Origin of the sequence: Lentzea sp. HUAS TT2 (assembly GCF_051853195.1) — a bacterium.
Lineage (GTDB): Bacteria > Actinomycetota > Actinomycetes > Mycobacteriales > Pseudonocardiaceae > Lentzea.
Genome location: NZ_CP196667.1, coordinates 8,714,043 through 8,728,078, shown reverse-complemented (window position 1 = coordinate 8,728,078; position 14,036 = coordinate 8,714,043). Strand labels below are relative to the sequence as shown.

Sequence of the window (14,036 nt, the reverse complement as noted above, 5' to 3'; positions counted from 1 at the left end):
AAGAATCATATGAAAAATCAATGGAGACACTTCGTCTGGAATATGCGGAGTCAGCCGATGGTGACCACTCGGGCCCACGACGGCGGCAGGTCCGGAACGTAGTCGGGATCGTCCTCGTCGTACGCGCTTTGCCGCGCGAACAGACCCACCACCGTCCGGCACGGCGGCGCGGCATCGGGCCACGGCGTCTGGCCGTCGGTCAGGGCAACGACGACGTCGGGACGGGGAGTGGCCCGCAACGCCTTGGCGAAGCCCTCCCGCAGATCCGTGCCACCGCCGCCGACCAACGCGATCCCCTCCGCCTGGCACAGCGGACCGGTGACGTGGGCGGCGGCGTCGCAGGACAGCACCGACACGAGATCCCGCCGGCCGCCCACGGCACGGACGATCGCGGCGATCTCGACGATCGCACTGCCCAGCTCGGCGTCGCTCACGGACCCGGAGGTGTCGACGATGACGACGACGCGCGGAGGCCGGCGCCGCCGGCTGGGCATGACGACTCCGGGCACTCCTGCCGACCTGCGTGATGGCCGGCCGTAGGTGTAGTCCTCGCCCACGCCGGGGCCGGAGACCGCTGAACGGACCGCCGCGCCCAGCAGGTCACGCCACTGCTGCGGCGGCTGGAAAGCCTCCTCCGCCCACCGCCGCCAGCCCTGCGGAACGGAGCCGGGGCTGCCCGCGATGCCTTGGGCCACGCGGAAACGCGCGGCGTCCTGCTCCTGCGCGCTGAGCCCGTGCGCGCCGTCCGGCCCGAGGTCCCAGCCGCGTTCCAGGCCGTCGGCGCCGCTGCCGCAGTCGAGCCAGGCGAACGCGTTGGTGTGCGGGCCGAGCCGGAACTGCCGCAGGTAGTCCTCCATCAGCTCGCCCTCCGGCAGCCGGAGGTCCGCGGGCTGGACCGCGTCGTCGGGACGCACCAGCCCGTCGCCGAAGACGTCGTCGTTGATCTCGCAGTCCGCGGCGATGTTCATCCGCAGCCGCTCGCCCGGCCCGGTCAGCGCGTGCTGTGCCGCGAACCGGTCGCCGCGCCCGTGGTGGTCTCGGATCAGGTGGGACACCTCGTGCACCCAGATCCCGGCGAGCTCCTCCACGGGCCTGCGGTCGACGAACGCCGGTGAGACGTAACAACGCCAATGCCGGTCAACAGCCATCGTCGGGACCTGCCGCGACTCCACGACGTGCAGCGCGAACAACGCCGTCGCGAGGTACGGCCGGCACTGGACCGCGTACAGCCGGGCGGCGAACAGCTTCTCCTCGTCCAGGGTCATCGGCGGGCACCCACCACGGCCCTGGCCCTGTCCGCCCGCCGCGACAGCGACACGGCCCCGGCCAGCCGCTCTATCGCCGCCGGCACCTCCCAGTCGTCGCGGCGCAGCGCGGCGAGCGTCGACGCCGGGACGACCACCAGGTCCGGTGCGCCGGTCTCCAAGGCCAGCGTCAGCAACGCCCACGCGGCGTTCCAGCGGGCCTCGTCCGGCCGGTTGCGCACGGCCGCCACCACGCCGTCGAGCACCACCTGCCTCAGGTCGCCGCGTTCGGGCAGGACCGCCGACGCCGGATCGGCCAGCAGCACCTCGGGGTCCGGCAGGTCCATCCGGTCGAGGCTCGCCAGCAGCTCCAGTCCCGGACCGTCGCCCACCGCGCCGCGCACCAGCATGGACAGCACCTCCCGGGACGTGCCGGCCGCGGTCGCGAACGCGATCAGGCGCAACGTCATCTCCCAGCTGCGGGGCGAGGGCCAGGCACCGCCGCGGCGCGCCTCGTTCTTGGGCAGCTGATGCACGAGGTCCGGCCTGGTGGCCAGCAGTTCGCACACCGCCCGCCGCGCGAACGCCACGGCGTCGGGCAGCCGCCCCGCGCTCAGCCGGGGGAGTGCGGCGACCGGCCAGGTGCCGCCCAGTCCGCGCACCACGACCTCGTGGTCGTACGTCCACTGCAGATGCACGAACCGGTTGGCCAGCGGCGGGCTCAGCTCCCAGCCGTCGGCGGCGGAGGAACGCGGGTTCGCGGCGGCCACGATCCGCACGCCCGGCGGCAGTCGCAGGGCGCCGACCCGTCGTTCCAGCACGACCCGCAGCAGCGCGGCCTGGACGGCGGGAGGAGCGGTGGACAGCTCGTCGAGGAACAGCAGCCCGTGGCCCGCCTCGACGAGGCGCACCGCCCAGTCGGGTGGCGCCATCGGCACGCCCTGCGTCGCCGGGTCGTCGCCGACCACCGGCAGGCCGGAGAAGTCCGAGGGTTCGTGCACGCTGGCGATCACCGTGGTCAGCGGCAGCGCGAGGGCGTCGGCGAGCTGGGTGAGGGCCGCGGTCTTGCCGATGCCCGGTTCACCCCACAGCAGCACCGGCAGGTCGGCGGACACGGCCAGGCTCAGGGCTTCCAGCTGGTGGTCGGTGCGCTGCTCGGTGGACGTGTCGGCGAGCAGCGCGAGGAGTTCGGTGGCCACGTCGAGCGGCCGGGCGTTCAGTGCAGGCATGGTCGATCACCTTGGGTTGTGTCGTGGCCGTGCGACGGCCAGGCGAAAGGGAGTCAGCGGCAGGTGGTGCGGCGACGGCGGCGGGAGCCAACAGGGCCGAGGCCGGTGAGCCCGGCGCGGTACAGCCCGTGGGTCACCTTGCGCTGCGCGGCCGTTTCCAGCTCGTCGCGCAACGGACCGCTGCGCAGCAGGGCGTCCGGCCCGAGCAGGCCTTCGACGACGGCGAGGGCACCGGCGACATCACCGTGGTCCAGGCGGGCGCGCACGTCCACGAGGTCCTCCGGTTGCCGGTGCACCGCGTCGATCGCCTGCAGGCAGGGCAGACCGGTGCCGCCCAACGCGACCAGCAACGCCTCGCGGCGGAGGTCGTCCTGGCCGTGGTCCAGCGCGACGAGCACCCCGTCCACGATGCCGATCCGGTGCGTGGCACCACGGCAGTCGACGAGACGGGAAGCCGTTGTGCCATCAGGACTTCGCGCCGCACCGGCCGGGTGGTCCGGCATCAGCGAGGACCTGACCAGCGGGTGCAACCGGTCGGCGTCGATCAGGCCGGCGCGCATCAGTTCCAGGTCGGGCAACGCCCACGTGGCCGCGTCCGGCAGGACGGGTAACGCGGTGTTCCTTGGTGTGGAAGCACTTCCGGTCAGATCCAGCACGACGCGTCGCCGCGCGCCGAGCCGCACGGCGACGGCGCTACCCGCACTTCCCTCTGCGCGAAGCAGCAACGCGGCCTCGGCCGTCCACCGGTGGGTGGCACGGCCGAGGTCGTCGCCGGTGCCGGACCTGTCGCGCAGCTCCGAGGTCCTGCGCGCGTCCCACAGGTGACGGTGCAGATCGAGGCGGAAACGCCTGTCCGGCCTGGGATGGGGATGCTTGCCCACGCTGCTCGGCACTCCGGACGGCCGCCACAGCGCGAGGCTGATCCGTTGCCCGGCATCGGCCCAGGCGGGCGGTGTGCGGGCGACGAGGTGCACGCCGGGGGAGTACCGGGCGAGGGAGACGGTGAGGCCGGGCCGCAGCAGGCCGTCCGGCCTGATCCTGGGGAAGTGCCAGCGAAGCAGGTCGGGAACCAGGTGACGCAGATCGGCGCGAACGGCGTTCGCGAGTTCCCTGCCCTGGTTGCGACCCACCGCGCGGAGATCGAGATCCACGTCGACCCGCGCGGCCGCGCAGGCCCCTGACCAGTCGCCGGCCTCGCGGCGGGCGGTGGAGGACTCGATCATCGACGTCGGCACGGCGAACTCGCGCACGTGCGACCAGAAAAGAAGGCGGGAGTGTCCATTCACGGTCCGGTGGTGCATCAGCACTCACCTTTGGTGAACGGGACCCCCGATCTGCTCGTGTAGGTGATCATCGAGGGAACCGTAGCAGGGCGCGCAAGTGAATTGGGCCGGTCCTCGGCTTCGTCACGAGCGGACTCGCTGATCAGTCCACAGTGGAGGGAGCGGATTCCTTGCTCCTGCGCCGCTGCCGGACCACGAGGAGGATCACGCCGGTCAGCACGGTGATCGTGGAGACGACGGTCAGCCCGACCGCCGGGTCGATGTGGTCGTAGTACCGGTTCAGGTCGCTCTCGGCGTAGGCGGTGTACCTCGACGCCTTCTGCAGTTCCTCGTCCTTGCGCGGGTCGGGGTCCTGGTACTTCTCGGAGGCGTCGAGCGCCTGCTGCGCGATGGTGAGGTTCTGCTCGGAGAGGTCGAACGCCGTCCGGGCGATGGAGTACAGGTTGGTGCTGAACACGGCGGCGGTGATGCCGATGACGATCGACAGGACGCCGGTGATCAGTAGTTTTCTCATGGGTGGTCGCGCTCCGATGTGGTGGCCAGGTGGTCGAGCAGTGCGAGATGGCGGAACTGGTAGCGGGAGCCGACCTGCTGCAGCACACCGCGGCGGTGCGCGTCGGCGAGAAAGGCGGGCAGGGCCCAGGGGAGCCTGCCGGTGAGCGGGTACCAGACGCGGGTCAGCAGCACCCATTGCGTCCAGGCGGTCATCGCCAGCGCGTTGGGACGCGACGTCATCAGCCACACCAGTGCGGCGACGGCACCGGCGATCCCGAGCGACACCAGCACGGCGACCTCGGTGCCGAACCCGAGCCAGATCTGGCGCGCCAGCTGGTACCCGGCGATGTAGACGAACGCGGTCACGAGAGCGAGCCAGCGCAGGAAGAACACCAGGACCGCCGACACGACCGCGAGGACCGGTGTGTCCGGCGACGCCAGCCACATGGCCAGCCCGGCCGCGGCGGCCAGCAGCCAGCCCGTCCGGACGCTGCCCGCCCGGTCGGCGAGCAGGACGCTCCGGGCGGTGACGGCTCCGTCCGGTTCGTCGTAGGTCACCGATCCGGCCAGCAGACCGGCCACGACGCCGAGGGCGCCGCAGATCAGCACGCCCTCGATGCTCCTGGTGACACCGCCGATCACCACGCCGAGCCCGAGGCCCGCCACGACGGACTCGAGCCGCCGGCGGCCGAGGCCGAACCGGATCCGCAGGCGCATCGGTTCCGGGCCGCGCCGGGGAAGTCCGACGCCCAGGGCGCAGACCGCGGTGACGACCAGGGCGAGATCGATGCGGAACACCGGGAGCATGACGGCGGCGCAGCCGAGCGCGACGAACGCGATCCGCGCGGTGCGGGGCACGCGGTCCCGCAGCTGCCACCAGGCGAAGTCCTTCGCGTCCGTCGCGGCGACCTCGGTCGCGAGGAACGACAGCCAGCGCTGTGCGGAAGCGGGTGACCAACGGCGTTTCGCCGGCCCCGCGGTAGGTATGTCGGCGCGGTAGGCGCCGCCGATGAACCCTGCGAGCAGATCGGCCCGGGGGTCGGTGGCGGTCACCAGCGTGTCCGGGTCTTCCGCGGATCTGGTGCCTGGCCGGTAGATCGCGCGGGCGAGGCTGATCATCAGCGGGTTGCCGAGCGCGTGCGCCAGAGGACCGTGCTCGTCGGCGGAGATCTTGTCCGCCACGAGCCGCCATCGGCCGTTCTCCGCGTCGCTGCCGAGAAAAGCCAGCGCCGTGTCGCGCGGAACGGGTTCCAGCTCCACCACCGCAGCGCCGGACACCACGTTCCCGAGGCACTTCACGGCTTGTTCGAACTCGTTGGCACGGCAGGTGATCACGATGTTCGCCTTGTCTTCCGCCAGCGCCTGGTTGATCTTCCGGAGCGCCTCGACGCGGACGTCGGGCTCCAGCTCGTCCAGACCGTCGAGCACCGGGAGGATCCGCTGCTCGTCCACGAGCCTCTCGACGACGTCCGCGCCGAACTTCTCGGTGAGCGCCGGGTGGTCGTCCGCGAGACGACGCTTCAGCCACGTGTGCAGGTGGTCGTCCGGGTTCCACGAGGCCAGCGGCAGCAGGACCGGCACCGGTTCGTCCGGATCGCGGTCCTCCAGCAACGCCTTGGTCAGCAGCACGGCCAGCACGCTCTTGCCCGACCCCGCCTCGCCGAGCACGACGAGCCTGCGGGTCGGGACGGAGCGGAACGCGGCCAGGATCCCGGTGACGTCGCCGGTCAGCCGCGCACGTGCGCGGCGCAGCGGGCGCAGGCGTTCGTCACCGAGCACCGAGGCGGCGTGGTCGCCGACGTCCCGGCGTCGCGTCGTGTGGAATCGCACCGGCAGAGGCGCGGGATCGAACACCCCGCGCAGCAGCGCCTCGTCCACCCACTCCCGCCGCACGGCCGCCACCAGGAACTTCTCGGCGTCGAGCAACGGGCCCACAGGTGCCGTCCGATGGGCTTTCATCCGCTCCAGGAACAGGGCTGCCCCGGCGACTACGACGAGGACGATCCAGATCGCCCATCTCCACCACGAGGGCATGTTCTGGACTGTGTTGGTGGCGAGGTTGCCCGCCAGCGCCAACAGGACCGCCGTGACCACCGACAGCGCGAGCACCGTGTTCTGTGCGGGCCGCCAATGCATTCAGTTCTCCCTGTGGGTCCGGGTGTCAGCCCCCTCCCTGTCGTTCGGGCCCGTCCCGGCGTTTCACGCGGTTCGCCGGTTCACCCGATCAAGATCTGCCAAGCTGGCCGCATGGGGAAACGGGCGGGCTTCGCGGTCCTGGTCACCGCCCTGGTGGCGTGGGGCGTGTGGGTCGGCTGGCGGCGTCACACCCTCGCGTACCTGCCACCGGAGAACGTCTTCGGCGACCGGGGTTACGTCTTCGTCCCCGAGACCGGCCGCCGGCTGTGGATCGAGGCGGCGAGCCCGATCATGATGGTCGGCTTCCCCGTGCTGATCCTGGCGTTGCTCGGCATCACGGTGCTGCTGTTCAAGGGGCACGCGGCGGACATCCGGATCGGCTGGCGAGCGTTGAGGGACCGGCCGGTGCGGCTGGGGCTCGGCACCGTCGCGGTCGTCGCACTGGTGCCGTGCTGCCTTTTGATCGTCTACGCCTTCCACGTCGGCAGCGGTTCGCCCATCACGTTCGCCACGTACGTGGAGGTCGCGTTCCTCCGGGACGTGCCGTGCGCGGTGACCATCTTCGGCTCGATGTTCATCGCCGCGGTCTACCTCGCCGTGGCGAGCCCGTGGCTGCTCGACTACCTGCCGCGCGTCGTCCGCTGGATGGTCGTGGAGCGGATGATCAAGGCGAAGACGGCGCAGGACGACGAGGTCCGGGCGGAGCTGGCCAGGCTGGAGAACGACCTCGTCACCCGCCCGTACCGCAGCCAGATGATCACCTCGGTGCTGGTGCAGATGCAGGTCGCGAAGCTCGACGGCGGTGAGCCGCTCGACGACGCGATCCTGCGCACGATGGCGCTCCTGCCGGCACTGGAGGAACCGGCATGGACGCACGTGCTGTCGCCGCTGCTCGCCGACCTCGAAGCCCGCTACCAGTTCGCCGACACGCTGGTGAAGGCCTACGCCAGGACGGACTCGCGGGCCCACCTGGACGTCGCGATCCGGATTCTCGAGGGCATGCACCGGCGTCCGCCCCTCACCACCCGCCGCTTCCGGCGGGCCATGATCGCGTTGACGCTCGCGCACGCCCTGCAGCTGCGGGACACGCCGGCCGACACCGCCCGCGCACACGCCCTCGTCGAGAAGGCCGCCCGCGTCGCACCGGACGAGGCGCGGGTGACGCGCGCGATCCTGCTGCTGCCGACCGACCCGGACGAGGCGATCGCGCTGCTCCGCGCCGTCGGCGAGGACGAGGAGATGAGGCTGGCCGGCGCCTTGATCAGCCGATACGAGCGCAGCGGTGACCGGGCCGACCTGCACGAGGCCGTCGAGCTCACCGGCCGGCGGCTGGCGGGACGCGGCTCGGACGCGCCGGAGGTCCTCGAACACCGCCTGGCCGCCCTGGCGTACCTGGAGGACTTCGCGGCGCCGGACCTGCTCGACGCGCTCGACCGGGTGAACGCGCTGGACTCCCCGCCCTGGCAGCTCGCGCACCAGGCGGCGACGGTGGAAGGCTTCCTGGCGATGGAGAGCGGGGACTTCGACGGCGCGCTGACGCACTTCGAACAGGTGCTGCGGGTGGTGGTCAGGGCGGCGTCACTCGGCCTGAGCCGGGCCGACCGCCAGGCCGTGCTGCGGCAGTCCCGGCTCGCCCCCGCCACCGCCGCGACCCTGGCGCTGTACGTCGAACGGGTCGAGCGGGCCGTGGAGCTGCTGGAGATCAGCCGGACCGTGATCTGGTCGCAGGTGCGGGAACTGCGCACCGCCGGCGCCGACGAGCCCCGCCTCGCCGAGCTCAGGGCGGCGCTGCAACAGCCGGACTACGCGAGGCCCGGCGCGGAACAGGACCTGCTCGCCGTGCACCGCGAGGCCGTGACCAGGGCCGGGCTCGCCCGCGAGTGGGACGACCTGGCGCAGCGGCAGACGTTCGGCCACCGGATCCGGTTCGCCGACCTGCGCGAGGCGGCAGCGGAGGGCCCTGTCGTCCTGGTCAACGCCAGTCCCGCGCACTGCGACGCGATCATCGTGCTGGCCGATCACGACCCGATCCACGTGCCGCTGCCCGATCTCAGCGAGGCGGAGGCGAGGGCGTGGGCGGAGGGTCTGCTCGACCCCGAGACGCGCCGGATGAACGCCCGCGTCATCGCGCCGAAGCTGTGGGATGCCGTCGCTGCGCCCGTGCTGGCCGCGGTCGAACCCCACCTCGGTGAGGATCGGCGGATCTGGTGGTGCCCGACCGGCGCGCTGGCCCCGGTGCCGTTGCACGTGGCGGGACGCGACGGGAAGTCCGTGCTGGACCTCGTCGTCTCGTCGTACACACCGAGCCTGTGGGCGCTGCTGGACGCACGGCGCACCGGCAGGTCCACGGTCGGCGAGCCGACGATGCTGATCACCTCGCTGCACGACACACCGCCCAGGGCCGACGGCACGAACTGGGCTCCGCTGCCGCACGCGGAGCAGGAAGCCGGGCTCATCGCCGGACGGATCCCCGGCGCCACCCGGCTGGCCGAGCAGGAGGCCACGGTCGCCGCGACCAGGGCCGCGTTGCCCGGCAGCACGTGGGTGCACTTCGCCTGCCACGGCGACATGGACGGCCTGGTGCTGCACGACGGCAGCCTCGGCCTCGACGAGCTCGCCGGGCTCGACGCCGGCGCGAGCGAGCTGGCGTTCCTGTCCGCGTGCGTCACGGCCGTCCCCGACTCGCAGAACCTCGACGAGGCCCTGCACCCCGCGGCGGCACTGCACCTGCAGGGCTTCCCGCACGTGATCGGGACGTTGTGGCACATGCGCAGCGAGGACGGCCCGACGGTCGCCGACGACTTCTACGCACACCTGCTGACCGGCCGTTCGCCGGCGCTCGCCCTGCACAGCGCCCAGCTGCGGCTCAGAGAGCAGGCGCCGGACGACCCCGCGCGCTGGGCGCCGTTCGTGCACATCGGGCCTTGATACCGTTCGTCCGTACGAAGGAGTGGGGAGCAGATGCCGTCGTTCTTCCGCCGTGGCAAACAACCAGAACCGGTGCCGCGGCCCGATGACGGGGCGCTCGCCGTCGCGTGGTTCTGCGACCGGCTGCCGAACCTGCGCGCGCGGGCCGACAAGATGGGCTGGCGGCGTGAGCTGGAGGCCGAGGTCGAGGCGGTCAAGGCCGGGCGGCCCGCCGCGGAGGCCCTGCACAACCTCATGCTCGACGACTACGGCACCGAGCGCGGAGACGGCGCGGCCGGGTTGCAGGCGCTGTGGGACCCGGCGCCCATCGGGCAGCGGTTCTCCTGTCCGCGGTTCTCCTGTCCCGACCGCGGGCGCGGCAGGGACGCGGGCGAGCCGTGGTGCAACCTCGGTGACGAGCCGATGACCCCGTCCACCCACCGGCTCGGTCCGTAGTGGACAAGCTGCTGTCGGGGCTCGGCACCAAACTCGCCGAGCGCTGGGTCAACCTGCTCGCCCTGCCCGGTGTCCTGTTCACCCTCGTGCTGGCGTTCGCGTGGTGGGTGCACCCGGTGGGCGCGCTCGACCTCACGGCGATCGTCCGCAGGCTCGGCGAGATCACCGTGCCGAAGCAGAACGCCGAGCTGGCGTTGGTGGCGGCGGCCGTCGCCGTGGTCGCCACCGCGTGCGCCGGGATCGCCGCCGAGCTCAGCAGGCCCATCGCCCGGATGTGGACCGGGGGCGGCCGCGTCGGCCTGGTGCTGCTGGGTCCGTTGCTGCGGCGCAGGATCCGGCGGGCGCAGGCGGCCGCACCGGCGGGGTACACCGTGCCGGAACGGTATCTGCCCGCCCGTGCCACCCGGATCGGCGACCACCTCCGGCTGGCGGAGCAACGCGTCGCCGCCCAGTACGGCGTCGCGCTGGTCCGCGTCTGGCCCCGGTTGTGGCAACTGTCCACTGCGGACGGACGGGCGATGACCCAGCTGGCGTGGGACCGCTACACCGCCGCCGCCCTGCGCGCCGCGTGGTCGATCGGCTATCTGCTGATCGCCGTGCTCTGGTGGCCGTCGGCGATCATCGGGCTGGTGCTCTACATCAGTGCGGTGGCCGCGGCCCGCCGTGCCGCGCTGGACCTGCGGACCGCCATCGAGGCGCTGACCGACGTCACGCTGCTGCCGCTCGCGACGGCCGTGGGGATTCCGTTGGCACACGGCAGGTTCACCGTCAGGGACGGGCCGGCGCTCGAAGCGGTGCTGGACAAGGGCAGCTACCTCACCGAGAGCTCCTGAGCCGCGACCCACTCGGCCAGTGACGCGAGCGTGGCCTCGGCGCTGGCCGCCATGTAGTCGCGCAACGCGGTGAGGTCCGGGCCGAGCACGGGGTCCGTGCGGAGCAAGCGCCACGACTGCTCCGCGACGGTCCCGCGGCCCTGGGCGCGCAGCGTCCACGTCCATTCGACGATGCCGTCCTCGGCGCCACCGACCACGAAGGCGAACACCGCGCCGGGTTCGGCTTTCACGACCTGGGAGCGGCTGGTCCACTCCTTGCCGTCCTTGCGGTTGTGGCCGCTGAACCACGAGCCCGCCTCGGGTCCGTGGCCCTCGTCGTAGGCGACCTCGCTCGCGTTGGGACTCCAGCGGCCGATCGCGGACACGTCGCTGACGAGCCGGTAGACCTCCTCCGGGGCGGCGTCGACCCAGGCGTGGCGGCGGAAGGCGAGCTCGGACAGATCCATGGTGGTTCCTCTGTTCGGTGATGTACCGCCATCTGACCGGCCGTCGCGCGGGTGGACCACTCCCTGCTCTGCGTATCCCTGGCTGGGAGAGGTAAGGACCCGCGGCGGCGCCCATACTCGAATCCATGGGTGAGACCGCACGGCTCGGAGAGTTCCTCAAGACGCGGCGCTCGCAGCTTCGTCCCGAGGACGTCGGCGTGCGGACGTACGACGAACGGCGGCGTGTGCCAGGGCTGCGCCGGGACGAACTGGCGCGGCTGGCCGGCGTGAGCAGCTCCTACTACACGAGACTCGAACAGGGGCACTCGTCCAGCGCCTCGCCCGAGGTGCTGGACGCGCTCGCCGCCGCGTTGCAACTGGACGAGGCGGAACGTCAGCACCTGCACGTCCTGGCCACACCCGTGAAACAGGCACGGGTGCGCAGGCCTCCCGCCGAACGCGTCGACGAGTCGACCGGCCAGTTGCTCGCCGCGCTGGCGGGCGTTCCCGCCGTGGTGCTCGGCATGCGCAGCGACGTGCTGGCCTGGAACAGGCTGGGCCACGCGTTGTTCGCCGGGCATCTGGACTTCGCCGTGGCGGTGCGTCCGAACATGGCGCGGCTGGTGTTCCTCGACCCGCACACCCGCGAGCTCTACGCGGACTGGCAGAGCAAGGCCAGGGCGGTGGTGGGGAACCTGCGTCTCGTCGTGGGCCGGCATCCGGACGACGCCGCGTTGCACGAGCTGGTCGGGCAGTTGAGCGCGAAGAGCACGGAGTTCGCCTCGATGTGGGCCGACCACCGCGTCAAACCCTGTGCCACGGCCGTGTACGAGATGCGGCATCCGCTGGTCGGACCGCTGACCGTGACGCAGCAGACCCTGAGCAACGGCCTCGGCCCGAGCGTGGTCGTGGCCACCGCGCAACCGGGTTCGTCCTCGCACGCCGCGCTGGCGTTGCTCGCCCAAGCCACGGCCTGACACCACAAGCACATCAGAAGGGTGCGGCGCTGCCGCATGCCCGAAAACAGTGAGGAAAGCATGTCCCCGAAAACCGCCAGGAAGGCACTCGTCGCCGCTGTCCTGGCCGCGAGTTCCCTCGTCCCGCTCGGAGTTCCGGCCTCGGCCGCGACCTATCCGCTGTGCGCGGCGCGCGTCGTCCAGCACTTCGACCTCGCCGCGGGGCAGACACCGGAGAGCATGGTGTTCGCCCCGGACGGCACGGCGTACGTGACGTTCGCGAAGGCTCGGCAGATCGCCGAGATCTCGCCCGGCGGCCGTATCAGGATCCTCGCCACGCTGCCCGCGCCCGCGGACGGCGGGGTGAACACGCCCGCGCTGGGTTTCCCGCTGACGGTCGGCATCGACCGGGCCGCTGACGGCACGCTGTACTTCGTCTACGCCACCGGAACCGCCGACCTCACCGGCGTGTGGAGCCTGCGGCCCGGTGGTACTCCGCGGCGCATCGCGGCGTTGCCGGCCAACACTTTGCCCAACGGCATCGCGCTGGACCGGCACACGCTCTACGTCGCGGACTCGACCGGCGCCGTCTGGCGAGTGCCGACATCTGGTGGCACGGCTGCGGTCTGGTCGTCGGACCCGGCGCTCGCTCCCGCCGGGTTCCTCGGTGCGAACGGGCTCCGCGTGCGTGACGGCGCGGTGTGGGTGACCAACCTCGACCTCGGGACCATCGTCCGCATTCCGGTGCGGGCAAACGGAACCGCCGGTAGCCCGAAGGTGGTCGCCACCGGCCTGGCCGGGATCGACGACTTCGCGTTCACCGGTCGCGGTACGGAGATCATCGCCGCGCTGGACACCGTCAACCAGGTCGCGCTGGTCCGGCCCGACGGCACCCACACGATCGTGCTGGACGCCGCCGACGGACTGCAGGGCCCGACCACGATCGCGTTGCGCGGCAACGACGTCTACGTGCCGAGCGCCGCCTACCTCACCGGGACGGACCCGAACCTGCTGCGGGCGCGCCTGGTCACCTCGACCCGGCGGCCACCAGCTTCGCGGTGACGGGGTCGAGCTCGGCGACCAGCTCGTCCCGCTCGGCGGGGGAGAGGGCCTCGTAGGGCGCGGCGGCGAGTTCGTCGGTGAGGACCGTCCCAGGAGGTGCGGTGGCCGAGCGCGGCCAGCTCCTCGCCGCACTCGCCGGCGAAGGGCAGGGGACATTTCGCACATTATTTCTGTTGTGTCCGCACAAGCAACGGATTCCGCACTTCGTGGAATGGATTCGATTGTTTGATGGATTCCTGGAATGGGGATGGTAAATGCGACTGACGGCGTGAATGATGCGCCAATGATCCCCCGCCCTCGAATTCATCACCTATCATTGATGCTGGGTTTTCTCGGACTGCTCGCCGCGTGCGGGAGCAGTCCGACACCCGCGTCACCGTCCACCGGCAATGTCACCACCAGCACCGTCATCAGCGGTACCTCTGCTGCCACGGAGCCGTCGGCGACCGTGCCGCCACCCCAAACCCCACCGACCCAGGCCGTACCACCGCAGGCCACGCCGCTGCCCGCCGCGCTGGTGGGGGAGTGGAGTGCCAGCACGGCCAAGTCCGGTGCGCTGGAGCTCGTGCTGACCGCGGACGGCGGCTTCCACCAGTACGGCGGCCCGATCGACTGGCGTGGCACGGTGAGCGTGCGGGGAGCGCGGCTCACGTTCACGGGCACCGACGGGAAGACGAGCACCGAGGAGTGGTCGATCAAGGGCGGCACGCTCACCCTGGCCGGCATCACCTATCTCAGGGTCGACGCGGGTGCGGGGGCGCTCGCCCTGGCCGGGTCGTGGATGGGCCTGGACGACATCTTCGAGACGCTGACGTTCACCGAGAACGGCACCTACGAACGCTCGCGGGACAACGGGAGCGCGATCACCGGCACGTACAAGGTGCAGGGCAGCAACCTCACGCTGCAGCCCAGCGGCGGCGCGGCCACTACCTTCGCGTTCTCCATCGACAACGCGATCCTGACCCTCCGGACGAACGCCGGTTCGGTGCAGTACACGCGTTCTTCCTGAC

The 14,036-nt window shown here is 71.7% G+C and carries 13 protein-coding genes; 6 read left to right on the top strand and 7 right to left on the bottom strand.

Annotated features, from left to right (window positions below; translation table 11 throughout):
• Positions 1 to 50 precede the first annotated feature (50 nt).
• The 5 genes from ACSHWB_RS41345 to ACSHWB_RS41325 all read right to left on the bottom strand — a co-directional run bounded on the left by ACSHWB_RS41345 (position 51) and on the right by ACSHWB_RS41325 (position 6,387).
• Positions 51 to 1,265 (bottom strand): vWA domain-containing protein, encoded by a 1,215-nt coding sequence (locus ACSHWB_RS41345; RefSeq protein WP_439658771.1) that lies wholly within the window; start codon positions 1,263 to 1,265, stop codon positions 51 to 53.
• On the bottom strand, positions 1,262 to 2,473 hold the full coding sequence (locus ACSHWB_RS41340) for an AAA family ATPase (RefSeq protein ID WP_439658770.1): 1,212 nt from the start codon (positions 2,471 to 2,473) through the stop codon (positions 1,262 to 1,264). Before ACSHWB_RS41340 ends, ACSHWB_RS41345 begins: the two co-directional genes overlap by 4 nt.
• Before the next feature lie 53 nt (positions 2,474 to 2,526).
• Positions 2,527 to 3,774 (bottom strand): hypothetical protein, encoded by a 1,248-nt coding sequence (locus ACSHWB_RS41335; protein ID WP_439658769.1) that lies wholly within the window; start codon positions 3,772 to 3,774, stop codon positions 2,527 to 2,529.
• Between the two features lie 124 nt (positions 3,775 to 3,898).
• The gene (locus ACSHWB_RS41330) at positions 3,899 to 4,270 is read right to left on the bottom strand and encodes a hypothetical protein (RefSeq protein WP_439658768.1); all 372 of its coding nucleotides are present in this window, start codon (positions 4,268 to 4,270) and stop codon (positions 3,899 to 3,901) included.
• Positions 4,267 to 6,387 carry an NACHT domain-containing protein gene (locus ACSHWB_RS41325; RefSeq protein WP_439658767.1) on the bottom strand — a complete coding sequence of 707 codons (2,121 nt, stop codon included), beginning with the start codon at positions 6,385 to 6,387 and terminating at the stop codon, positions 4,267 to 4,269. Before ACSHWB_RS41325 ends, ACSHWB_RS41330 begins: the two co-directional genes overlap by 4 nt.
• Before the next feature lie 111 nt (positions 6,388 to 6,498).
• Between ACSHWB_RS41325 and ACSHWB_RS41320 the strand changes: the two genes are divergently transcribed.
• Genes ACSHWB_RS41320 through ACSHWB_RS41310 form a run of 3 tightly spaced genes read left to right on the top strand, consistent with a single transcriptional unit; the run spans position 6,499 to position 10,583 of the window.
• Complete coding sequence (locus ACSHWB_RS41320; RefSeq protein ID WP_439658766.1) at positions 6,499 to 9,315, top strand: CHAT domain-containing protein; 2,817 nt, start codon at positions 6,499 to 6,501, stop codon at positions 9,313 to 9,315.
• A 33-nt stretch (positions 9,316 to 9,348) separates the two neighbouring features.
• Positions 9,349 to 9,750 (top strand): hypothetical protein, encoded by a 402-nt coding sequence (locus ACSHWB_RS41315; protein ID WP_439658765.1) that lies wholly within the window; start codon positions 9,349 to 9,351, stop codon positions 9,748 to 9,750.
• Positions 9,750 to 10,583, top strand: coding sequence for a hypothetical protein (locus tag ACSHWB_RS41310; protein WP_439658764.1), 834 nt, complete (start codon positions 9,750 to 9,752; stop codon positions 10,581 to 10,583). The genes ACSHWB_RS41315 and ACSHWB_RS41310 overlap by 1 nt, the downstream gene beginning before the upstream one ends.
• Here ACSHWB_RS41310 and ACSHWB_RS41305 read toward each other — a convergent pair.
• Positions 10,562 to 11,029 carry an SRPBCC family protein gene (locus tag ACSHWB_RS41305; RefSeq protein WP_439658763.1) on the bottom strand — a complete coding sequence of 156 codons (468 nt, stop codon included), beginning with the start codon at positions 11,027 to 11,029 and terminating at the stop codon, positions 10,562 to 10,564. The genes ACSHWB_RS41310 and ACSHWB_RS41305 overlap by 22 nt on opposite strands.
• A 125-nt stretch (positions 11,030 to 11,154) precedes the next feature.
• Between ACSHWB_RS41305 and ACSHWB_RS41300 the strand changes: the two genes are divergently transcribed.
• Positions 11,155 to 11,985 (top strand): helix-turn-helix domain-containing protein, encoded by an 831-nt coding sequence (locus ACSHWB_RS41300; protein ID WP_439658762.1) that lies wholly within the window; start codon positions 11,155 to 11,157, stop codon positions 11,983 to 11,985.
• 60 nt (positions 11,986 to 12,045) lie between these two features.
• On the top strand, positions 12,046 to 13,026 hold the full coding sequence (locus tag ACSHWB_RS41295) for an SMP-30/gluconolactonase/LRE family protein (protein ID WP_439658761.1): 981 nt from the start codon (positions 12,046 to 12,048) through the stop codon (positions 13,024 to 13,026).
• Here ACSHWB_RS41295 and ACSHWB_RS41290 read toward each other — a convergent pair.
• Positions 12,992 to 13,189 (bottom strand): hypothetical protein, encoded by a 198-nt coding sequence (locus ACSHWB_RS41290; protein ID WP_439658760.1) that lies wholly within the window; start codon positions 13,187 to 13,189, stop codon positions 12,992 to 12,994. The two genes, ACSHWB_RS41295 and ACSHWB_RS41290, sit on opposite strands and share 35 nt — an antisense overlap.
• Before the next feature lie 156 nt (positions 13,190 to 13,345).
• Between ACSHWB_RS41290 and ACSHWB_RS41285 the strand changes: the two genes are divergently transcribed.
• Complete coding sequence (locus ACSHWB_RS41285) at positions 13,346 to 14,035, top strand: hypothetical protein (RefSeq protein WP_439658759.1); 690 nt, start codon at positions 13,346 to 13,348, stop codon at positions 14,033 to 14,035.
• Position 14,036 lies beyond the last annotated feature (1 nt).